General features: G+C 72.1%; 22 protein-coding genes. 12 read left to right on the forward strand and 10 right to left on the reverse strand.

Annotation, left to right across the window (positions count from 1 at the left end):
* Positions 1–90: 90 nt before the first annotated feature.
* Positions 91–1,227, forward strand: a complete 1,137-nt coding sequence (locus AB0M02_RS38860; RefSeq protein ID WP_364236599.1) for an NAD(P)/FAD-dependent oxidoreductase — start codon at positions 91–93, stop codon at positions 1,225–1,227.
* 6 nt (positions 1,228–1,233) lie between these two features.
* Complete coding sequence (locus AB0M02_RS38865) at positions 1,234–4,926, forward strand: PAS domain S-box protein (RefSeq protein WP_364236601.1); 3,693 nt, start codon at positions 1,234–1,236, stop codon at positions 4,924–4,926.
* Here AB0M02_RS38865 and AB0M02_RS38870 read toward each other — a convergent pair.
* Positions 4,907–5,332, reverse strand: coding sequence for a DUF1801 domain-containing protein (locus tag AB0M02_RS38870; protein ID WP_364236603.1), 426 nt, complete (start codon positions 5,330–5,332; stop codon positions 4,907–4,909). The genes AB0M02_RS38865 and AB0M02_RS38870 overlap by 20 nt on opposite strands.
* Before the next feature lie 110 nt (positions 5,333–5,442).
* Here AB0M02_RS38870 and AB0M02_RS38875 point away from each other — a divergent pair, with 110 nt between their 5' ends.
* Genes AB0M02_RS38875 through AB0M02_RS38885 form a run of 3 tightly spaced genes read left to right on the forward strand, consistent with a single transcriptional unit; the run spans position 5,443 to position 6,791 of the window.
* Entirely contained in the window at positions 5,443–5,613 is a 171-nt protein-coding gene (locus tag AB0M02_RS38875) for a nucleotidyltransferase domain-containing protein (protein WP_364236606.1), read from the forward strand.
* Between the two features lie 12 nt (positions 5,614–5,625).
* Positions 5,626–6,171, forward strand: a complete 546-nt coding sequence (locus tag AB0M02_RS38880; RefSeq protein WP_364236609.1) for an aminoglycoside adenylyltransferase domain-containing protein — start codon at positions 5,626–5,628, stop codon at positions 6,169–6,171.
* A complete protein-coding gene (locus AB0M02_RS38885) occupies positions 6,168–6,791 on the forward strand; it encodes a hypothetical protein (RefSeq protein WP_364236611.1) in 624 nt (207 codons plus the stop codon). The genes AB0M02_RS38880 and AB0M02_RS38885 overlap by 4 nt, the downstream gene beginning before the upstream one ends.
* A gap of 1 nt (position 6,792) precedes the next feature.
* On the opposite strand, the gene AB0M02_RS38890 is transcribed toward AB0M02_RS38885, so the two are convergent.
* From AB0M02_RS38890 to AB0M02_RS38900, 3 genes are all read right to left on the reverse strand, one after another.
* Positions 6,793–7,158: a VOC family protein gene (locus tag AB0M02_RS38890; RefSeq protein WP_364236612.1), complete on the reverse strand. Its 366-nt coding sequence runs from the start codon at positions 7,156–7,158 to the stop codon at positions 6,793–6,795.
* Between the two features lie 252 nt (positions 7,159–7,410).
* The gene (locus tag AB0M02_RS38895) at positions 7,411–9,396 is read right to left on the reverse strand and encodes a response regulator (protein WP_364236614.1); all 1,986 of its coding nucleotides are present in this window, start codon (positions 9,394–9,396) and stop codon (positions 7,411–7,413) included.
* Positions 9,374–10,102 (reverse strand): HAMP domain-containing sensor histidine kinase, encoded by a 729-nt coding sequence (locus AB0M02_RS38900; RefSeq protein WP_364236616.1) that lies wholly within the window; start codon positions 10,100–10,102, stop codon positions 9,374–9,376. Before AB0M02_RS38900 ends, AB0M02_RS38895 begins: the two co-directional genes overlap by 23 nt.
* A 62-nt stretch (positions 10,103–10,164) precedes the next feature.
* Between AB0M02_RS38900 and AB0M02_RS38905 the strand changes: the two genes are divergently transcribed.
* From AB0M02_RS38905 to AB0M02_RS38915, 3 genes are all read left to right on the forward strand, one after another.
* The gene (locus AB0M02_RS38905) at positions 10,165–13,716 is read left to right on the forward strand and encodes a PAS domain S-box protein (protein ID WP_364236619.1); all 3,552 of its coding nucleotides are present in this window, start codon (positions 10,165–10,167) and stop codon (positions 13,714–13,716) included.
* Positions 13,717–13,725: 9 nt separating this feature from the next.
* Positions 13,726–14,382 carry a pentapeptide repeat-containing protein gene (locus AB0M02_RS38910; protein WP_364236622.1) on the forward strand — a complete coding sequence of 219 codons (657 nt, stop codon included), beginning with the start codon at positions 13,726–13,728 and terminating at the stop codon, positions 14,380–14,382.
* 66 nt (positions 14,383–14,448) lie between these two features.
* Positions 14,449–14,670 (forward strand): hypothetical protein, encoded by a 222-nt coding sequence (locus AB0M02_RS38915; RefSeq protein WP_364236624.1) that lies wholly within the window; start codon positions 14,449–14,451, stop codon positions 14,668–14,670.
* 11 nt (positions 14,671–14,681) lie between these two features.
* Here AB0M02_RS38915 and AB0M02_RS38920 read toward each other — a convergent pair whose 3' ends face one another.
* Entirely contained in the window at positions 14,682–15,326 is a 645-nt protein-coding gene (locus tag AB0M02_RS38920; RefSeq protein WP_364236627.1) for a sensor domain-containing protein, read from the reverse strand.
* Between the two features lie 129 nt (positions 15,327–15,455).
* Here AB0M02_RS38920 and AB0M02_RS38925 point away from each other — a divergent pair, with 129 nt between their 5' ends.
* From AB0M02_RS38925 to AB0M02_RS38940, 4 genes are all read left to right on the forward strand, one after another.
* Positions 15,456–15,749, forward strand: coding sequence for a hypothetical protein (locus AB0M02_RS38925; RefSeq protein ID WP_364236630.1), 294 nt, complete (start codon positions 15,456–15,458; stop codon positions 15,747–15,749).
* A 56-nt stretch (positions 15,750–15,805) separates the two neighbouring features.
* On the forward strand, positions 15,806–16,918 hold the full coding sequence (locus AB0M02_RS38930) for a GGDEF domain-containing protein (protein WP_364236632.1): 1,113 nt from the start codon (positions 15,806–15,808) through the stop codon (positions 16,916–16,918).
* Positions 16,919–16,983: 65 nt separating this feature from the next.
* On the forward strand, positions 16,984–17,943 hold the full coding sequence (locus AB0M02_RS38935; protein ID WP_364236635.1) for an RNA polymerase subunit sigma-70: 960 nt from the start codon (positions 16,984–16,986) through the stop codon (positions 17,941–17,943).
* A 5-nt stretch (positions 17,944–17,948) separates the two neighbouring features.
* On the forward strand, positions 17,949–18,662 hold the full coding sequence (locus AB0M02_RS38940; RefSeq protein ID WP_364236637.1) for a DUF6069 family protein: 714 nt from the start codon (positions 17,949–17,951) through the stop codon (positions 18,660–18,662).
* On the opposite strand, the gene AB0M02_RS38945 is transcribed toward AB0M02_RS38940, so the two are convergent.
* The 5 genes from AB0M02_RS38945 to AB0M02_RS38965 form a co-directional block, all read right to left on the reverse strand.
* Complete coding sequence (locus tag AB0M02_RS38945; protein WP_364236640.1) at positions 18,651–19,511, reverse strand: helix-turn-helix transcriptional regulator; 861 nt, start codon at positions 19,509–19,511, stop codon at positions 18,651–18,653. The two genes, AB0M02_RS38940 and AB0M02_RS38945, sit on opposite strands and share 12 nt — an antisense overlap.
* 65 nt (positions 19,512–19,576) lie before the next feature.
* Positions 19,577–19,858 (reverse strand): hypothetical protein, encoded by a 282-nt coding sequence (locus AB0M02_RS38950; RefSeq protein WP_364236642.1) that lies wholly within the window; start codon positions 19,856–19,858, stop codon positions 19,577–19,579.
* A gap of 41 nt (positions 19,859–19,899) precedes the next feature.
* Entirely contained in the window at positions 19,900–20,289 is a 390-nt protein-coding gene (locus AB0M02_RS38955; protein ID WP_364236644.1) for a hypothetical protein, read from the reverse strand.
* 33 nt (positions 20,290–20,322) lie between these two features.
* Complete coding sequence (locus AB0M02_RS38960) at positions 20,323–21,198, reverse strand: endonuclease/exonuclease/phosphatase family protein (protein ID WP_364236647.1); 876 nt, start codon at positions 21,196–21,198, stop codon at positions 20,323–20,325.
* Complete coding sequence (locus AB0M02_RS38965; protein WP_364236649.1) at positions 21,195–21,824, reverse strand: hypothetical protein; 630 nt, start codon at positions 21,822–21,824, stop codon at positions 21,195–21,197. Before AB0M02_RS38965 ends, AB0M02_RS38960 begins: the two co-directional genes overlap by 4 nt.
* Between the last annotated feature and the right edge of the window lie 19 nt (positions 21,825–21,843).

A 21,843-nucleotide genomic window follows, 5' to 3' on the forward strand; every position in this document is an offset into this window, starting at 1 on the left:
CCATCAATGTAAGGCCGAAGTGTGCAGGTACCGAGCAGGTCCGGTGCACGGCGGCGCTCCCGGCGTGATCAGCACCTAGCGTCGGCGGGCATGCGGAGTTTCGACGTCGTGGTGGTGGGTGCGGGCCTGTCCGGGCTGCACACGGCTCGCCTGCTGGCCGAGCGGGACCTGAACGTGCTGGTGGTGGACCGCCGGCGGACCCTGACGGCGGGGATCCGGACGACCGGGATCTTCGTGCGGCGCACGCTGGACGACTTCGATCTGCCGGAACACCTGCTGGGCCCGGGTGTCCGGGATGTGCTGTTGTATCCGCCGTCGCGCAGGGCGCCGATCCACCTGCGGAGCGATCGCGACGAGTTCCGGGTGGCGGACATGGCGGCCGTCTATCTCCATGCGAGCGACGCGGCGGCGGCTGCGGGGGCGCAAGTGCGTTTAGGCGTACGGTATGAGCACTTCACCAAAGGTCTCCTCCGTCTTGCCGGCGCCGAACCGGTGAGAACGCGCTTCGTCGTCGGCGCGGACGGCGCCCGCTCGACGGTGGCCCGCGACCTGGGCCTCGGGGTGAACCGGCGGCTCCTGATCGGCGCGGAGATCGTCCACCCGGTCACGCCGGACAGCGAACCTCCCGCGTTCCACTGTGTGCTCGATCCGCGGGTGGCTCCCGGCTATCTGGGCTGGGTGATCGATGACGGCCGGCACGCCCATGTCGGCGTCGCCGGCACCGAGGGTGCCATGCGTTCCGGTGTGCGGCACCTGCTGGACCGGTTCGCGGTGGACGCACCGGGGCGCACAGCGGCCGCCGGACCCCTCGAGCGGCGCGGCGGCCCGATCCCGGTCGGTGGGGTGCTGCGGCGGCTGGCCTGCCCCGACGGCCTGCTGGTCGGCGACGCGGCCGGCGCGGTGTCACCGCTGACCGCCGGCGGCCTGGATCCCTGCCTGCGGCTGTCCGCACTCGCGGCGTCGGTGACCGTCGAATACCTGCGTACCGGCGATCAGGACGTCCTGCGCGGCTATGACGGCGGGGCCCTGCGGGCGCGGTTCCGCGGGCGGCTCGCGATGCGGCGCGCGTTCGGCGGGCTGCGGTCGGTGGCCGCGACCGAGGCGGCGGTGGCACTGCTGCGCGGCCGGGCCGGGCGAGCTCTGGCCGCGCGCGTCCTGTTCGGCGACGGGTCGTTCCCCGACGTCACGCATGTAGCTCACATCGCCGGGCTTCCCGCCGAACGGTGAGGTGTGATGGGCCTCCAGCTCCGCCCGCTGGCGCTGATCGCGCACGCGTTCACCAGCAGCCCGGTGCCGAAGATCGTGGTGCGGGTGGTACCCGGCGGGCCGGGTGAGGTGGCCGAGGTCAACGACGCGTTCTGCGCCCTGCTGGGGTACGACCGGGCGGAGCTGATCGGGCGCCGGTGCTCGCAGGTGTTCACCGACGACGACCGGCCCGCGGCGGCCGAACTGATCGACGCGCTGATCCGCGGAGAGATCCAGGAGGCGGCCGCCGAGCGGGTGCTGCTGTCCCGCGGCGGGACGCGGCTGTGGGTCTCCACCCGCAACGCCGTCGTGCGCGACGAGCACGGCGGGGCGTACCTGGTCGGCGAGATCCTGGACAGCACCGGCGCCGGGACGGCCTCGCTGTCGCTGCCCGTGCTGGCCCGCGAGTCCGAACGGCTGCGTACCACGATCGCGGTGCAGCGGGAGATCACCGCGGTGGCCGGCGACCGGGCCGCGGTGCTGCGGCTGATGGCCGAGCGCACCCTGCAGGTGCTGCCGGCCGGCGACCGTGTCACGGTGCTGCTGATCGACGTCGAGGCCGGAGCGCTGCGGGTGGCGTCCCAGACCGGGCGGTTGCACGACATGACCACCGCGGCGATCCCGCTGGCGGGCACGCTCGCCGGTGCCGCGGTCGCGGCCAACACGACGCTGCGCTGCGTCGACACCGGCAACGACGCCCGGATCAGCCGGCGGCTGGCGGAGAGCACGGGTACGGGTTCGCTCGTCATCGCACCGCTGCGGGCACCCGGCGGCACCCCGTTCGGCGCGCTCATGGTCGGCAGCGCGGACCGGTTCGCGTTCGACGCCGGCGACGAGGCCCTGCTCACGCTGCTGGCCGACGCGCTGAGCGGAGCGCTGCGGCACGCCGAGGACGTCGACCAGCTGGCCTCCAGCGAGCGCCGGTTCGCCGAGGTGTTCGACCACAGCCCGATCGCGAAGATCGTCGTCGGGCTGCGCGGCGCGGACCGGGGCCGGGTCCTGATGGCCAATCCGGCGTTCCACCAGCTGCTCGGGTACGACACGGAGCGCGGGCCGGACCTGACGATCCGCGACATCAACACCCGGCCGGTGGCGGAGATCGAGGAGAGCCTGGCCGTGCTGGCCGGCGGGGAGCACCCCCGCGCGGTCCGCGAGTCGACGCTGATACGGGCGGACGGCACGCACGTCATCGCGCTGTCACAGACCTCGGTCGTCGCCGACGAGCAGGGCCCGGCCACCGCGATCGTCCAGCTGCTCGACATGACCGCCGAACGCAAGGCACAGGCGGCCGCGGCGCGGGAGCTGGACCGGCTCAAGGGGACCCTGGCCGTCCAGCGGGAGGTGACCGCGGCGGCGGCCGACCGCGACGCCGCCCTGCGGGTGGTCGCCCGGCGTGCGGTGGAGCTGTTCCCTGCGGCTGACGGCGCGGCGGTGGAGATGCTCGACGACGGCCACCTTCTGTACGTCGCCTCGGCGGGCCGGCTGGAGGAGGCGCTCGGCACCCGGCTGCCGCTGGACGGGACACTGTCCGGGCTGGTCCTGCGCCAGGACAAGGCCGCGCACTGCACCGACACCCGTACCGACCCGCGGGTGGACAACGCGCTGTGCCGGCGGCTCGGGATCGGCGCGATGATGGTGGCGCCGCTGCACGCCGAGCGTACGGTGATCGGCGTTTTGAAGATCTCCGCCGCCGAGCCGGACAGCTTCGACGAGATCGATGAGCAGCAGCTCGCGCTGCTCGCCGACAGCCTGAGCTCGGCGCTGCGGCACGCCGACGACGCGGCGGACATGGCCGGCCTGCTGGATCAGACCACCCGTGCCCTGGCCGCGCTGGAGAACAGCGAGAACCGGTTCCGGCTCACGTTCGAGAACTCGCCGCTGGGCGTGACGCTGCTCAGCCTCAAACCCGGCGACGTCGGCCGGTACCTGCAGGCCAACCCGGCGATGACCGCGATCACCGGGTACAGCGCCGACGAGCTGACCTCGATGACGTTCGCGGACCTGCAGCATCCGGACGACAGCGCGTCCACGGCCGGGTACATCAAGCAGGTGATCGCCGGTGACCGGGACACGGTGAGCGCGGAGCGCCGCTACCGGCACAAGGACGGCCACCTGATCTGGGTGGCGGTGCGCGTCGCCGTGGTCCGCGATCAGGGCGGCGCCGCCCGGTACGCGGTCAACCAGGTCGAGGACATCACCGCGCGCCGGGCAGCCGAGGCACAGCTGCGCCAGCAGGCCCGGCTGCTCGAGCTGATCCCGGCCGCGGTCATCGTCCGGGACCTGTGCGGCACCATCCTGTGGTGGAACCGCGGCGCCGGCGACCTGTACGGCTGGCCGCTGGACGCCGCACTCGGCAAGATCACCCATCGGTTGTTCGCCACCGGGTTCCCGGACAGCACGACCAGCGCGGACCAGCGCGACGCCCTGATCCGCGAGGGCCACTGGAGCGGGCGGCTGCGGCACCTCACCGCCGGCGGCCGTACCGTCAGCGTGCTCAGCCGCCAGGTGCTGCACCACACCGAGCCCGGCGAGGCCCGGGTCCTGGAGATCAACACGGACGTGACCGCGGCCCGGGCCGCCGAGATCGCCCTGGCCGAGAGCGAGCAGCGGTTCCGCGCCCAGTTCGTCAACTCCGCGGTCGGCCAGCTGGTCTGCGCCCTGGACGGGCGCATCATCGACGCCAACCCGGCGTACGCCCGGATGGTCGGCCGCACCGTCACCGAGCTCACCGCGCTGCCCTCCTCCGCCGAACTGGCCGGGAGCCGGCACCTGGTGGCCGCGCTGTTTGCCGGTGACGCCGAGTCGTACCTGCACGAGGCACGGGTGCAGCACGCCGACGGGCACTGGCTCGACATCGAGGCCACCGTCTCGCTGGTGCGCGACAGCGAGGACCGGCCCCGGCACCTGATCGTGGTGACCTCCGACATCTCCGCGCGGCGGGCGGCCGAGCGCGCCCGGGACGCCGTGTCGGCCGCCCTTACCGACCGCAACCGCGAGCTGGAGGCGGCCAACCAGCTCAAACTCGACATCATCGGGATGCTCGGCCACGAGATCGGCAACCCGCTGACCACCATCCAGGGCAACGCGGAGATCCTGGCCGAGGACTGGACGGCGCTCAGTGACAACCACCGCACGCGGGTGGTCGACGCGATCGTCCGGCAGGCCGGGCGGCTCGACGAGATCGTCCGCGAGGTCCTGGCGATGGTGACCATCGACGCCGGGCTGACCGGCGCCGAACGGCGGGAGCTGGCCGTCCGGGACGAGATCCTCAACGCGCTCGCCGCGGTGGACCGCGAGACCCTGCCGGTGTACGGGCCGGACGCCACGATCCTGTTCCACCCCGGCCACCTCCAGCAGATCCTGGTCAACCTGCTCTCCAACGCGGCCAAGTACGGCGGCGGGGCGACCGCGATCCACGTGACCTGCGACGGCGGCCGGGTGCAGATCACCGTCGAGGACGGCGGCCCAGGCGTGCCCGAGGAGTTCCGGGACCGGCTGTTCGAGCGCCTGGCCCGCGCCGACCGGGACGCCGGGACCGTGAAGGGCACCGGTCTCGGGCTGTACATCGTGCGCGGGCTCGCCCAGGCCAACCGGGCCGACATCCACCACGAGCCCGGCCCGGCGGGCGGGTCGCGGTTCGTGCTCGACGTCGAGGAGACGGTCAGCCCGCCGCCTTCCTGATCACCTCGGCGAGCCGGGCCTCGTCGTCGGCGGTGAGGCGCGTGATCGCGTACGCGGTGGGCCACACGGTGCCCTCGTCGAGCTGCGCGTCGTCGTTGAAGCCGAGCGTGGCGTACCGGGCCTTGAACTTCCCGGCGGGCTGGAGGAAGCAGACGACCTTGCCGCCCTTGCCGGCGTACGCGGGCATCCCGTACCAGAGGCGGAACGTCAGACCCGGCGCGTTCTCCTTGACGAGAGCGTGGATCCGCTCGGCGATCGCCCGGTCCGGCTCGGCCATCTCGGCGATCTTCGCCAGGATCTCGGCCTCACCGTCACCGGCCTTCGCACCGCGCCGGGCGGACCGGACCTCCTTGGCGCGCTCCTTCATGGCGGCGCGTTCCTCAGCGGTGAAGTTCGTGTCGGTCATCTCGGTTCCCTCTCTCGCGGTCGTTCCCGGTTGCCGCTCCAGCGTCGCCGATCCGCGGTACGGACCACATCCGTGCTCACCACGGAACCGGCCACGGATAGCCTTGCCGGGTGATCGAGGCGGCTGAGCGGCTCGCGGACCGGATCGCCGGGGTGCTCGGCGCGCGGACCCGGGCGGTGATCCTGCACGGGTCCCTCGCCGCCGGTGGGTTCCGGCCCGGGTCCAGTGACATCGACCTGCTCGTCGTGGTCGACGGCGGCATCGACGACGACCAGGCCTAGTCCCTGGCGCGGGTGGTCCGGGAGGCGGACCCCGGCGAGGCGGCCGCCATCGACCTGCACGTGGTGACGGCCGAGGTGGCTCGCACGCCGGGCCGCGCGCCCGCCCTTGAGCTGCACATCGGACGGCACGACGGCGCCTCGCATGACTTCGAGGTCTCGCGGTCGGTCCCGGCCGAGCCGGACCTGCTCGCCGAGCTGTCCATGGCGCGGGCGCAGGGGCGCGCGCTGCGAGGAGCGGACCCCGCCGGGGTGATCGGGCCGGTGCCGCACGAGTGGGTCGCCGAGCGGGGACGGCACTGGCTGACCGTGTGGCAGGGGCTCACCGACGACCGTGAGCACGCCGTCTTCATGGTCGTCACGGCGTGCCGGATGTGGCGGTTCGCGGTCGAGGGCGTGCACTGCTCCAAGGGCGAGGCGGCGGCGTGGGCGCTCCGGCGGGAGCCGTCGCTGGACGTCGTGCGGCAGGCGGTGGCCGGGGACGAGGTGGACGAGCGCGGGCTGGCGGACCTGCTGGCCCTGGCGCTGCGGGAGACCGGGGTGGCAGGCTTCCGGGCGTGAACTTCTTCGATCGATTTCCGCCGCCGAGGACGCCCGAGCCCGCCCCGGCGCACACGCGCCCCCGGTGGATGAAGCCGGAGACGACGCTCGGGGCGGCGGTGCCCGCGGAGGTCCTGCTGGCCCGCAGCGAGACGACCGCGGTGGGGCTGGGCGGGATCATCGCGTACCCGAACGGGTTCTGCCTCACGCTCACGATGCTGATGCGGGAGGAGGACCGGCGGGGACGGCTGTTCCACCTCGCCTTCCACCCCGAGCTTCTCGACGAGGAGTCACCCGGGCCGGAGTTCCTGCGGCTGGGTGTGCAGTTCGCCGACGGGAGCGCCGCCGCCAACTTCGGCGACCACCCGTTCGACTCTCCGTCCGGCTTTCCGTCCGACTTTCCGTCCGACTTTCCGGAGGAGGAACGGACCGGGCCGATCCTGACCCGGGACGGCGGTGGCGGGGGCGGCCGGCGCTACGACATGAGCTACTGGGTGTGGCCGCTTCCCCCGGCCGGGCCGGTCACCTTCGTGTGCCAGTGGCCGGCGCACGGCATCACCGAGGCGACCGCCGAGGTGGACGGGCAGCTGATCCGCGACGCGGCAGCGCGGGCGGTGGAGCTCTGGCCCACGGAAGGCTGAGCTAGCCTCGGCCGGGCAGCGGCGAGCCCACCCGGTGCAGTGTGCCGTCGGGGTCCACGTAGGAGAACTCGCGCAGCCCGTAACCGGTGTCCCAGGGCTCGCGCAGCCGGCCGCCGACCTCGGCCCGCAACCACTCCCGGTGCACCTCGTCGGCGTCGGAGACGTACAGGTACACCATGGCCGCGGTGCTCAGCGGGTCGTGCCCGTCCGACTCGGACAGGTGCAGCGACACGCCGTCACGGTCGGCGAACCCGTACCGCTCCGGGCCGTCGAACGCGCGCACCTGAAACCCGAGCCGCCGGTAGCGGTCGAGAGCCGCGTCCAGATCACCGACAGGCAGCACGGGCGACACCGACTCAAAGCTCATACCCCCAGAGTGTCATGCCGACGCGTGTGGAGTTGAGGTGCGCAGCGGGGCCGAACCCCACACACAACGCGACACGACGATGCGTGTGAAGTTGGGGTGCGCAGCGAGGCCGAACTCCACACCCAACGCGACACGACGACCCGTGTGGAGTTGGGGTGCGCAGCGAGGCCGAACTCCACACACAAGGTGACACGACGATGCGTGTGGAGTTGGGGTGCGGAGCGGGGCCGAACTCCACACGGAAGGGTGGGGTTATTTTGGTAGGACGGTGTGGATGGCGGTTAGTAGTTGTTCGGCGGTGAAGGGCTTGCCCACGACGGTCACCGAGGGGTCGAGCAGGCCCTGTTCGGTCATCAGCGGGTCGGCGTAACCGGACATGTAGAGGACGCGGGTGCCGGGGCGGACCTGCCGCAGCGCACCGGCCAGCTCCGGGCCGTTCATCCGGGGCATGACCACGTCGGAGAGGACGACGTGGATCGGGCCGGGGTGTTCGCGGGCGATGCCGAGGGCGTGCCGGCCGTCGGTGGCGGTGAGCACCGTGTACCCAGCCCTGGTGAGGATGCGGCGGGCGGCCTCGCGTACCCCGTCCTCGTCGTCGGCGAGCAGGACGGTCTGCCCTCCGCCGCCGGCCGTGGCGGTGGGCGCGGGCGGGCCGGCGACCGGTTCGTCGGTGGCGGGAAGGTAGAGGTGCACGGTGGTGCCCCGGCCCGGCCCGGACTCCAGGACCAGGTCACCGCCGGCCTGGCGGACCAGCCCGTACGCCGTGGCCAGCCCCAGCCCCGTGCCGTGCCCCTTGGGCTTGGTCGTGAAGAACGGCTCCATCGCCCGGTCGAGCACCTCGGGCGTCATGCCCTGGCCGGTGTCGCGCACCGAGATGCGCACGTAGTCGCCCGGCTCGAGAGCCTGCTTGCCGGTCGCCGGGCCGGGCGTGACCGCGGTGGCGTCGGCGGTGAACGTGAGTGTCCCGCCGCCGGGCATGGCTTCGCGGGCGTTGTCGGCGAGGTTGAGCAGCACCTGGATCAGCTGGGTACCGTCGGCGACGACGTTGCCGACGCCCGGCGCCAGGACCGCGGTGATGGTGATCCGGTCGCCGGCGGTGCCGCGGATCATGCCGATCACCTCGTCGAGGACGGCGTGCAGGTCGAGCACGGCGGGTTTGACGACCTCGCGGCCGCCGAACGTGAGCAGCTGGTGCGCCAGGTGCGCGGCGCGCCGGCCGGCATGCGAGATCCGGTCGAGGTCGTCCAGCATGGGTTCGGCCACGTCGCCGGTCAGCGGGTGGCCGACGGCGTCGCGCAGCGCCTCGGTGGTGAACTCGCCGAAGGACAGGATGACGTTGAGCATGTTGTTGAAGTCGTGCGCGATCGCGCCGGAGAGCCGGGCGAGACTGTCGAAGCGCTCGGCGATGCGGCGCCGCTCCTCGGCGTGCCGGTGCTGCTCGGCGTGGACCAGGGCGGTGACGTCGTCGACGGTGGCGACGAACCCGGCGGTCCGGCCCTCGTCGTCGACGATCGGCCGGACGACGGTCTGCAGCCATCGCGGTCCGATCTCGCCGTAATACACCGCCTGCCCGTCCGGCACGCCGTCGCGGCGCAGCTGTTCCCGGGGTTCGGTGCCGAGGCTGCACATCCATCCCTGCCCGAGCAGCCGGTCGGCCGCCAGCCCGGTGATGTCGGCCAGGCGCGGGTTGATGTACGTGGCCTCCAGGTCCGTCCCGCCGGAGACGATGCCGACCGGCGACACGTCGGCGAGTGCCTGGAAACGCGCCTCGCTCTCGTCGAGGGCGAGGACCTTCTCGACGAGCTTGGCGTTGACCGTGCGCAGGTGCTCGGCGCCGACGTCGGCGGGCAGGTCCCGGGCGGCGACCGGTTCGGCCAGCAACGCGTGCTCCACGGCGTCGAGCAGATCGTGCGGGTCGGCCGACTTGGAGACGACGCGGGTCACCCCGTACGCCTCGGCGAGCGACTCCACCTCGTCGGGCCGGTAGTTGGCGGTGTAGAGCAGCACCGGGATGTCGGCGGTCTGCGCGTCGGCGCGCAGCCGGGAGACGAACTCGTACCCGTCCATGCCGGGCATCACGACATCGGCCAGGACCACGTCGGGATGCAGGCGGCGGGCCAGGTCGAGAGCCTCGCGGCCGGCGGTGGCCTCGATCACCTCGTGGCCGCCGTCGTCGAGGGTGAGGCGGGCGACCTCGCGGTTCGTGGCGCGGTCGTCAACGACCAGGACCGTGGCCATCGGCTTCTCCGTACGGTGGGAAGGCGATCGTGCAGGTGGTGCCGTCCGGTGAGGTCCGCATCGTCAGGGCGCCGCCGAAGCGGTGGACGAGCCGCTGGGCCAGGCAGAGGCCGAGGCCCGCTCCGGCACCGCTCTCGCCCGCAGCGGACCCGCGCTCGAACGGCAGGAACGCGACGCGCTGGTCCTCCGCGCTCAGGCCCGGACCCCGGTCGCTGACCTCGACGGTCGCGGGCCGGACGGCGAGCCGGACGTCGGGGTGATCGGTGTAGCGGAGCGCGTTGTCGAGCAGCTCGGTGAGGGCCTGCAGCGCGTCGTCACGATGGGCGAGCACGAGGACCGGCTCCGCCGGGGTGTCGATGAGGACGTCACGGCCGCGGGCGCCGGCGAGGTCGCGGGTCGCGGTCACCGCGCGGCGAGCGAGGTCCGTCAGGTCGATCGGCTCGTCGCAGCGCCCGGGCGCGGAGGTGGCGGCCCGGGCCAGGGCGACGACCCGCTCGACGGTGAGCATCAGGTCGGTCGCGCTCGTGTTGATCATCTGCAGCTGGCGCGCCTGCTGTTCCGGATCGGCCTGACCCTGCGACAACTTACGCGTCATCAGACCGGTGAGCCCGGCGATGCCGGACAGCGGGCCACGCAGCTCGTGCCCGAGCCGGGAGAGGGCGCCGGCGAACGGCTCATCGAGCGAAGGGAGCGGCACAACGGTCACGTCTTCTCCGAGACTTCAGCAAATAACCGTACTTTTCGCATTTTATTCGTGACGCTAGTACCGTGACGGTTTCTTTGGGGAGGACCGGCCGGTACCGCGTGCTGATCTGGAGAACATCGCTGGTGGCGGCCGGCCTCCTCGGCATGCTGACGTTGACGGGGCATCTCTCCGGCGGCCGGATCCCGGCCGGCCTGATCGTCGACGGGTCGGAGATGTCGCCGACCGGCGCGGTTCTGACGTGCGCCGGCGCTGTGACGCTCGGTTTCCTGGGATCGGATCCGGTCGCCGGATGGCGGCGCTGGGCCGGCTGCGCGGCCGCGCTGGTGATGATCGGCATTGCCCTGGTCGCGGTGTCGGCCGGCCTGTTCGACACGGCGAATCCCTTCGCCCAGCTGGGAGACATCGGGCCGCCCCGGATCGGGCCCCGGCCGATGCGCTCGCCGATCGCGTTCCTGCTGATCTCGCTGAGCCTGCTGACGCTGGATCTCAACGCCAGACGGGGCCATCTGACGTCCCAGTTGCTGGCCGCCGCGGCGGCGCTGGTCATCGGGGTGGGCACGATGGCGTCGCTGTTCGGGCTCCCGTCGCTGTACTGGGAGATCCAATCCAGGATGACCCCGCCACCGACCCAACTGTGCCTGCTCCTGCTCGCCGCCGGTGTCACCGCGGCCCGGCCGAACGGCCTGGCGGTGCAGGTGTTCGGCAGCCGCCTGCTCGGCGGGCGCACGGTACGCCGTCTCGCGCCCGCGGTCGCCGGCGTGGTGATCCTGATCGGTCTCTCTCTCGCGCTGCTGGTCCGGACGCGGGGCGGCATCGAGAGCATGCCCGCGAACATCGTCGTCAGCGTCCTGCTGCTCATGCTCTATGTGGTGCTGGTGCGTTCCGGGTACATGCTCAACGACGCGGACGCCCGCCGGCAGAGGGTGATCGCCGAACTGCGCGGGCAGCGCGACTTCAACGACACCGTGCTGACGGCGCTGATCGAGGGAGTCCTGGCCCTGGCGCCGGACGGAACGGTGCTGCGCGCGAACCAGCGCTGGGCGGAGATCACCGGCTACCCCGTGGACGAGGTGGTCGGGCTCCGTCCCCCGTACCCTTGGTGGCCGCCGGAGGCGGAGGCGGACCGTGGCCATGACCTGGACGCCTTGCTGAACGCCTCCCGTGGCCATGATTTCTCGACGGAGGTGCGGCACCGCGACGGTGAGCTGCTCCCGGTGCTCGCCACCGTCTGCCCGGTGCACGCCGACGGCCGGGTCAGCATGATCATCGTCACCTATCGCGACCTCACCGACCGTGACCGGGAACAGGCCGAGCGCCGCCGGATGTCCGACGAGCTGGACCACTTCTTCACGCTCTCGCAGGACCTGCTCTGCATCGCCTCGCCGGACGGCTATTTCACCCGGGTCAACCCGGCCTGGACCCAGACGTTCGGGTACGCCGTCGAGGAGCTGCTCGACCGGCCGTTCATCGCCTTCGTGCACCCGGACGACATCGACCGCACACTCCGCCAGAGCCGGACGATCACCGAGGGGCTGCAGCCCACGATCTCCTTCGAGAACCGGTACCGCCGCCGTGACGGCACCTACCGCTGGCTGAGCTGGAACGCCACCCCGGCGGACGGCGGCCGGGGCATCTACGCGGTCGCCCGCGACGTCACCGAGGCCAAACTCGCCGAGAAGCGCTTCCAGCAGCTCGTCCTCAGCGCGCCGGACGCCATGGTGATCTTCGATGCCACCGGCGCCATCCAGCTGATCAACCACCAGACCGAGCACCTGTTCGGCTATCCGAGCGACGACCTGATCGGGCGCCCGGTGGAGACCCTGCTGCGCAACGGCCACGCCAACGGCCTGCGCAGATACCTGGAGGATCCCGCACCGCGCAGCATGGGCCACGGCCGCGAGCTGTGCGCGGTGCGCCGCGACGGCAGCGAGTTCCCGGTCGAGGTCAGCCTCGCGCCCCTGGAGACCGACGAGGGCATGCTGGTGTCGGCCGCGATCCGCGACGTCTCCGAACGGCGCCGCACCGAGCAGGCCCTGGCCACGGCCCGCGACCAGGCGCTCGCCGCCGCGCACGCCAAGTCCCAGTTCGTCGCGATGGTCAGCCACGAGATCCGTACCCCGATGAACGGCGTCATCGGCCTCACCAAACTGCTGCTCGACACCCAGCTCCAGCCGCTGCAGCGGCGGTACGGCGAGTCGATCCGCGCGTCGGCACGCGCCCTGCTCGCGATCATCAACGACATCCTCGACTTCTCGAAGATCGAGGCCGGGAAGATCACGCTGATCGAGGACGAGTTCGACATCGGCGGGCTGATCGAGCAGGTCGCCAACGCCGGCGCCGCCGCGGCCCGCGAGAAGTCCCTCGAGGTGCTCGCGTACTACCCCGCCGACATGCCCTCGACCGTCCGCGGCGACGAGGGCCGGCTTCGCCAGATCCTGCTCAACCTGGTCGGCAACGCGGTCAAGTTCACCCACCGGGGCGAGGTCGTCATCCGGGTCGACCCGCAGGGCGCCGCCGGCGACGGGCGCCGCCGGTTCGCGTTCAGCGTCGCCGACACCGGCATCGGCATCGAGCCCGCCCAACTGGCCCGGCTGTTCGAGCCGTTCACGCAGGCCGACAGCACCACCAGCCGGCAGTTCGGCGGCACCGGCCTCGGGCTGACCATCAGCCATCAGCTGGTGGGGCTGATGGGCGGCCAGCTGGAGGTCGACAGCGAGCCCGGTCACGGCAGCCGGTTCTCCTTCACGGTGCCCCTCACCGCCGCCGGGCAGCACATGACCGGCGAGACCCGGCCGGACCGGGACGGGCTCACCGCACACCGGCTGCTGATCGTCGACGCCAACCCGACCAGCCGCCGGTTCCTGACCGAACACGTTCACACATGGGGGATGCAGGTCGCCACCACGTCCACCGCCGGCGAGGCGCTGGTCCGGCTGCGCACCGCGGCACAGCGCGGCGAGCCGTACGACGTGGCCGTCCTCGACCACCGCCCGCCGAACCTGGACGCCGTGTCGCTCAGCGCGGACATCAACGCGGACGTCGAGATCAGCCCGGACCCGCTGTGTGTGCTGCTCAGCCGCGACCCGTCCGCCGAGACGTCGCAGGCCGACCGGCCGGGCGTGGACGTGCTCGCCAAGCCGGTCGGGCCGTCGACGCTCTACAACCATCTGCTGGCGCACTTCACGGCCGGGCCGGTGCGCACGCCCGGCCAGGTCTCCGGCCCGCCGGCCGACGCGCGCGGTGGCCGCGGCCGGATCCTGCTCGCCGAGGACAACGAGATCAACCAGATGGTCGCCGTCGACACGCTCGCCACCCTCGGGTACGAGACCGACATCGCGTCCAACGGCGCCGAGGCGGTCGAACTCGCCCGCAGCCACGAGTACCAGGCCATCCTGATGGACTGCCAGATGCCCAAGCTGGACGGTTACCAGGCGACCGAGCAGCTGCGCCACAGCGAGCAGCCCAACCAGCACACGCCGATCATCGCGATGACCGCCGGTGTGCTCGCCGAGGACCGCCGGCGCGCTCTGCAGGCCGGGATGGACGACTTCCTCGCCAAGCCGATCGACACCGAGAAGCTGCGCGCCACCCTCGATCACTGGATCAGCGGGTAGTTTGCCTCTGTGCCCGTCGTACCGGACCTCGCGTCGCTCCCCTATGCCCGTTATCTACAGCCCTGGGAGGCCGGAGAGCTGGATCGGGGTGAGGACTACACCGAGATCCATTTCGACGACGTCGAGTTCGACGGGGCGAACGCCGGCGGCGCCCGGTTCGCGGAGAGCGCGATGACCGTGGTGACCTTCACCGGCGGAAACTTCGACCGGGCCCGCCTCGACGACGTCTGGATCGCGCGGTCCCGCTGGATCGGCGGCAGCTGGGCCGAGTCCGACCTGATCGATGTGCAGATCCTCGACGGCGTCCTGGCGGGCGTGCAGGCGTACAGCTCGAAGTGGCGCCGGGTGACGATCCACGGTTGCAAGATCGACAGCCTGAACCTGCGCGGCGCCCGGCTCCAGGACGTCGAGTTCCGCGACTGCGACCTGTCGGAGGTGGACTTCGGCGACGCCACCCTGGCCGGCGTCACGTTCCCGGGCTCGGCGATCCGGCGGGCCCGGTTCGGCAAGGCGACCGTCAAGAAGCTCGACCTGCGCGGCGCCCGCGAGCTGGAGATCGCCGAGGGCTGGGACGCGCTGCGCGGCGCGCTCATCACCAGCGTCCAGCTGGCCGAATCCGCCGCCGCGATGGCACACACGCTGGGAGTCGTCGTCCGCGACCGATGAATTTGTTTCGCCCCGTCCGCAAAGGGCAGACAACGGGGGACGACGAAATCGAGGAGGTCCTGGACGATGGCTGACAACGGCCACGACGTGAATCGCAGCGCCCGCAGCGGCCGATTCGTCAAGGAGAGCACCGCGGACCGCGACCCCCGCGGGACCGCGACCGAACATGTCGGCGGCGACGACCGCGACAAGACGCACGAGGTGGACCGGAGCACGAGCACCGGACGTTTCGTCTCCAAGACGACGGCCGAGCTGCACCCGTCCACGACGGAGACGCAGCAGGTCTGACACCGGCGGTCTCAGGCGCCCTCCGCGACCCGCGGAGGGCGCCTTCGCGTTAGCAGGGCGCGCGCGAAACGGATCTCCAGCTCGGCGGCGGCCCGGACGACCCCGGGCAGGGTGACCGCGAACGCGGCGCCGACGACCAGGTAGAAGATCACGCCGGTGGAGTACGAGTCGTTGAAGCCGAGCAGTTCGGGCAGGTTGTCGCCGGGGAGCGCCCAGCCGTACAGCGACCAGCCGAGACCGCCGGCGACACCGGCCCACCACGCCACCACCAGTGCGAACCCGATCGTGCTGGGGATGAAGCGCAGCGAGGCGTGCGCGAGGTCACGCCAGGACTGCGGGTCCAGGAGCACCTCGGCCAGGCGGCGCCAGAGCGACGGCGAGGCCGTGGACCGGTAGCTGTGCTCCGGCAGGCCGGTCCGCTCCCGTTCCGCGGCGGCGAAGCCCCGTGCCGCCATCATCGCGGCGAAGAAGATCGGCACCCCGATCCCGACCGCCGCCAGGCCGATCCCCACCGCCGCGCCGGTCGCGCAGACGATCAGCGCGCCCAGGCCGGCCGGGAACCCGGTGAGAACGTAGCGGGTGTCAGCACCCAGTCGCGACAGCATGCGCACGGCCGGTGCGGGGGTGAGCGCCACATCGAGCTGAGTCGTGGTCATGCCCTAGACGCTAGGGACCGGAGGCGCCCCCGCCGATCCCCTTAGCCACCTTGTCGGGGGTAGTGCTAGCACTACCCGTCACCCCGCCGGGATGATGCGGGTACAGCCGGCGACGTTTCCAATGTCCGTATGCGATTTCTCGCGAACTCCCGGGCCGCCGACGGCGTGACCCGGGAACAGCTGGTGCGCTTCTTCGACGAGAACCACTTCTCCACGACCGCCTGGGATCTCATCCGTCACCGCGTGGTGACCGAGTATGCCCTCAAGGAAGGCGACCCGCCCGGCGTCGTCTTCTTTCTCGTGGCCGACTCCCTCGGCGAGGCCGCCGGAATCGTCAACGAACTGCCCGTGGTCAAACTCGGGCTGCTGACCTTCGAGATCGATCCCATCGGCAAGACCATGCACCTCGTGCCGGGAACATGACCGACGTCACCGCCGGAAGTCCGCACTTCCGGCGGTGACTGCCGATCTGGTGGTTCATGCATTCGACCCTGGCGCGGGCGTACCGTCTCAGCCTCGCGCTCCTGGTGATTCTGATGCTGGTCCCCACCGGCGTGTCGGCGTGGCAGCTCTGGGCGGCGACGCAGCGGATCGACTACGTCGCCGAGGTCGGCGTCCCCGGCGCACACCTCATCGGTCGGATCGACGGCCTGATGAACAAGTACCGCAAGGAACAGTGGGAGTACCTCGCCCTGGATCCGGGCGATCCGGAACGGACGGAGACGGTCGCCTCGATGTCCGCCGAGCAGGCCGAGATGCGGGCGTACTTCACCGCGTATCGGGCGCTGCCGCTGCGCGCCGCGGACGACGCCGCGCTGGCCCGGTTCGAGTCGACCTGGACCGCGTATCTTCAGGTCACGGCGCCTCTCGTCAGTGACGGGCAGGCCGACGCCGACATCTTCAACGCGGGCCGCGGCGAGGAACTCTGGGACGCGCTGAAGGCCGACGTCGAGTTCTGGCGCGCGCAGGACGTCACTGTGGCGCGCGACTACCACGCCGACTCCCGCCGGTGGTCGCGGCTCAGCCTCCTCACGATCGGCGGCCTGCTCGTGGTCGCCCTGCTGCTGGTGGCGAAGGTCAGCCGCCTGATGCGGCGCCGCGTCTCCGTCGGCATCGACCGCCTCAGCAGCGCGGCCAACCACGACGCGCTGACCGGCGTGCCCAACCGGCGGGCGTGGGACCGCTCGCTGGCCGAGGCGGTCCGGCACGCCCGGCCGGGCGTGCCGCTGTCGGTTGCGATGATCGATATCGACTATTTCAAGGAGTACAACGACACGTACGGCCACCCCGCCGGCGACGCGCTCCTGCGGGACGCGGCCGCGGCATGGCGCGCCGCCCTGCGCCCGCACGACCTGATCGCGCGCTACGGCGGCGAGGAGTTCACGGTCCTGATCAGCGGGCTCTCCCCCGCCGAGACCGAGGCACTTGTCTCGGATCTCCGAGCACGGACACCGTACGGGCGGACGTTCTCCGCCGGCATCGCGGCCTGGGACGGCTCGGAGAGCCCGGCCACCCTGGTCCGCCGGGCCGATCAGGCACTGTACGAGGCCAAGCGCGCCGGACGAAATCGCGTGAACGTCGCCGCTCGGTGATGAGTTCTGCCGCCCGCCGCCGTCACACCTACGACGGAACAACGGTGAGGCGGAAGGATGACGGCATGAGTACGGACACGCGGCCGAGCGAGGGCTTCGAAGGGCTGGCCGAGCGGCACCGGCGGGAGCTGCACGTGCACTGCTACCGGATGCTCGGGTCGTTCGAGGACGCCGAGGACACCGTGCAGGAGACGTTCCTGCGTGCCTGGCGGCGGCGGGAGACGTTCGAGGGACGGTCGACGTTCCGGGCCTGGCTGTACCGGATCGCCACCAACGCCTGCCTGGACCTGCTCGCCAAGCGCCGCCCGGAACCCGCGACCGGCGGCGAGGTGCGGTGGTTGCAGCCGTACCCGGACCGGTTGCTCGACGAACTGCCCGCGGGCGACGCGGACGAGCCGGAGACGGTGGCCGTCGCGCGGGAGACGATCGAGTTGGCGTACCTGGTCGCGGTCCAGCACCTCGCACCGCGCCCGCGGGCCGTGCTGATCCTGCGGGACGTGCTCGGCTGGCCGGCGAAGGACGTCGCGGAGCTCCTCGGTGACTCGGTCAACTCGGTGAACAGCGCGCTGCAGCGGGCCCGCGCCGGCATGCGCGAGCACCTGCCCGCCGACCGGCAGGACTGGACCGGCGGCGACGACGCCGGTACGCGCGAACTGGTCCGCCGCTTCACCGAGGCCAGCGTCGCCACCGACGTGGGCGCGGTCGCCGCCCTGCTGCGCGACGACGTCCGCTGCTCGATGCCGCCCACCCCCGGCCTGTACGTGGGCCGCGACACGGTCGTGAACGACTGGATCGAGAACGGCTTCGACACCATGACCGGCCTGCGCGCCGTGCTCACCTCCGCGAACCGGCAGCCCGCCGTCGCGTTCTACCACTGGCGCGAGCAGGAGGGCGCGTACCTCCCGCTGACGATCGACGTCCTGCGCGTCACCGGCGGGGCGATCGCCGAGATCGTCACGTTCCACGCGGACCGGTTCCCCCGGTTCGGTCTGCCCGAGCGCCTGCCGGCCGACGGCACGGAGTAGCACCGGTGCGAACGCTCGCACTTCGTGGTGGCGAGCGCGTCGCGGTGGATCCGGCCGAGTGGCACCGCGCGTTCGCGGTGGTCACCCGTGGCCGCGTGCAGCTGGAGCTGCGCGACGGCCGGCCTGGCCCCGTCCTGCGACGCGACGCCGGGTTCTGGCTGCGCGGCACCGGCGTCCGGGCCCTGCACAACCCCGGCCGCCGCACAGCAACCGTGCGCATCGCGCTCCCGTCGGCCCCTTCATCGCTCGTGAGAGGAACAGAGCCCGTGAGAGGAACAGAACTCGTGAGTGGAACAGACATGAACAGCAGCACCGACCACACCGCGACGGCACCGCGCCGGACCGCACGGCTCGCCGGAATCGGGCTCGCCGCCGCGCTCGTGGCGGCGGTGGCCACCACCCTCGCCGCCGCGCTCGCCAGGGCCGCCGGCGCCGACTTCGAGATCCCCGACGGCGGCGAGACGATCCCGCTGCCCGGTTTCGCCGTCGTCACCGCCTTCTTCTCGGTCGTCGGCGTCGTCATCGCCGTGGCCCTGCAGCGCTGGAGCGCCCGCCCCGCCGAGCGGTTCCGGTGGACGGCCGTGACGCTGACCGCTGTCTCCCTGGTCCCGCCCCTCATCTCCGGAGCGAACGCCGCCACGGTCGTCGCCCTGATCCTGCTTCACCTCGTCGCCGCGGCCGTGATGATCCCGGCGCTGACGCGGGCCCTAGGCGGGTGAGCCGGCCCAGTTCGCGAGAAGTGTGAGCGCGTCCGCCGCCGGGGTGTCGTGCTCGGGCGTGTACACCTGCAGCACCTGGCCGGGGTCGCCGGCCAGGGGCGTGCATTCGTACGGCAGGTCGAGGTCGCCGACGATCGGGTGGTGGACGCGCTTCACACCGGTCGTGTGCTCACGCACGTCATGACGCGCCCACCGCACCCGGAACTCCTCGCTGCGGGTGGACAGCTCGCCGATCAGCGCGAACAGGTCAGGGTCACACGGGTAGCGGCCGGCCTCGGCGCGCAGCACGTCGGCCTCGTCGTCGGCGATCCGGTCCCAGTCGCGCCAGAACGTGCGGGACGCCGGGTCGAGGAACGTGAAGCGGGCGATGTTGACCGGGCTGTCCGGCTCGGCATACATCGGCTCGTGGAGGGCCCGGCCCAGCGCGTTCGTAGCGAGGATGTCGAGACGGCCGTTCAGGACGGCCGCCGGTGCGGTCGCCATCGAGTCGAGGATGCGCTGGATGGGCGGGCGCACCGTGTTGCGCGCGAGCCCGAGCGGGCGGGCGGCGTCGCACCCGCGGACGAGGTCGAGCAGGTGGGCCCGCTCGGCATCGCTGAGCTGCAGCGCGTGGTTGATGCCGTCGAGGACGCTCTCCGACACCCCGCGGGCGTCGCCGCGCTCCAGCCGGATGTAGTACTCCACGCTGATCCCGGCGAGGATGGCGACCTCCTCGCGGCGCAGGCCCTTGACCCGCCGGTTGCCGCCGAAGACCGGAATCCCGGCCTGCTCGGGGGTGAGCCGCGCACGCCGGGTCGACAGGAAGTCGCGGATCTGCCCGCGCATCTCCGCCTGGTTGAGCTGTCCCATGGCGCCAAAGATACGACGCGCGGCCGGGCGGCCAGGAGTCCCTGCCGGTACCCCTGTCGCCCGGATCACCTGCCGCCGGCCCGGCCTCCCCGGCGCACGGTGACGGAGGCCCGGTGCCGGACCGGCCGGGTCAGCAGCACCGCGCCGAGCCGGGCGCCGAAGTCGCGGGCGGCGCGCAGGCTGTCGAGCGCCAGCGCGTACCGCGCGCCGGGCGTGGTCGTCGTCCGCATCCGCATCCGCGCCCGAAGCCGCTGCATCGTGAGAATGTGCTGGTCGAGAAGGTCGAGCACGTGGGCGGAGACGTCCACCCCGCCCGTCATGGGAGCGTTACCACGGTCGGCGGCCATCCCGGAACGCTACCAAAGGTGAACGGCCGAGCGCGTTACGTTCATGTATCGGCAACCTGGGTCACATTCCACATCGCTCGGACGCGGCGGCTGAGGATCTCGTACTGGGCGCGGCACCGGACCGGCGCTGTCGGCGGACGCGGCTGCACCACTCCCCCGGTGACCACCTCGCCGGGGCGGAACTGCGAAGCGGTGAAGTCGACCTCACGCCCGCCCGGAAGCCGGTTCCAGTAGTGGTGGCCCGTCTTCGCGCCGTCCGCGAACACCTCGCCCAGGATCAGCTCGCCGCCGACCAGGTCCTGCACCACGAGGGCGGTCACCCCGCACTGGCCGCGCGCCGGGTTCTCGGCTGTCCAGTCCGGCAGGTCGTGCGGGTCGCAGGTGTCGGCGCCCCAGGACGCGTGCAGGACGGTCCTCAAGTTCTCGATCATGCGGTCAGCCTGGTGCCTCGACCTCATCGAGGGTCAAGGCCGCAGCGTCACCCGGCCGTACGTGATCCGGTGGTCGGAGCACGGCCCGCCGCACGCCGTGGTGATCGGCTCGGACGCCGCCGAGTAGCGCCCGGCCACCCGGTCCTCCGGCACGAAGATCAGGTCGATGCGGAGCCCGGTGCCGCAGGGTCCGTCCTCCGTACGGTAGGTGGTTGCCGGTCCGTAGCCCGGACAGACCGATCCCGTGTCACCAAGCTCGCGGAACCTGCCGGAGTTATCCGGATTGATCGAGGTGTTCGCCGAGGAGGAGTACCACGTGTCGAGCCGCGACACGTCGGGCTGGCTGTTCAGGTCGCCGGCGACGACCACCGTCTCCGGATAGGCCTCCACGTGCGTGCGCACCTGCTCGGACTGGGTGGCCACCACACCGTGCGGCGACAGGTGCGTGACGCAGAACCGCAGCCGCGTGCCCGCCACGACCGAGCAGACCAGGTTGCGGACCTCGCCCTCGTCAGCCGGTTCCACCGCGAGGGAGATCCGGTCCGTCGCGCCGAGCGGGCGGCGGCTGAGCAGCGCGTTGCCGAACGGCTTGCCCGCGCAGTGGTCGCTCCACGCGTCCCCGAACCGGCCGGAGTCCGCCGGCCAGCCCACCTCGTGGAGCCGGTCCCGCACCGCCACGAACTGGTCCCAGCAGATCTCGTTGAACGCCACGAGGTCGGCGTCGTGGCTCAGGATCGAGGTGACCGCCGCCTGGACCATGCCGTTCGTGGCCGACCCGCCGTTCAGCACCCAGCCGGCAACGTTCCACTGCCAGACGGTCAGCGTCTCGGTGCCGGGCGCCGGCTCGGGCGGGCCCGGCGTGCACCCGGCGACGAGCAGGACCAGCGCGGCGGCGACGAGACGTCTCACGCCGACCCAGTATTCCCCCTCAGCGCGATTCCATAGGCGGCGATCCACACCACCCAGATCAGCCAGCCGGCCAGACCGAGCAGCCCCACCGGGCCCGGATCGCCGATGACCAGCGGGCTCAGCGTCGCCGAGGCGAACTGCAGGGCCGCCGCGACCAGCCCGATCGCGGCGTGCCACCGGCGGATCAGCCCGGCGCGCAGCCCGCTGATCGACAGGCCGACCATGGCGAGGGCGAGGAACGCGCCGTTGAAGACGAACAGAGCGTCGTGCAGCGCCCACAGGCCCGGCTCCGGCACGCTGGTCAGCGCCAGCCGGGTGGCCGTCACGCCGGTGAACGTGAGGTTCTGCAGCATCACCCCGGCGAAACCGGCGAGCGCCCACATCGGGCCGGTCCCCCAGAGCGCGGCGAGCGCACCGGCGGCGAACATTGTGGACAGGAACCAGGCGGCGGGCGCGGCGGCGGAGGCGGCCCGCACGAGGTCGGCATGGCCGGCGAAGAACTCCGCGACCTCGGCCCGCGGTGCGCCGGTGAGCGGGAACCCGGCGGGCACCAGCACGGCGTTGATGGCGACGATCACGACGGCGAAGCCGACTCCGGCCAGGCCGGCAAGTGGTTGGCGTACCATGTATTCAATATAAGCAGCG

The organism is Actinoplanes sp. NPDC051861 (assembly GCF_040681145.1).
Taxonomy (GTDB): Bacteria; Actinomycetota; Actinomycetes; order Mycobacteriales; family Micromonosporaceae; genus Actinoplanes.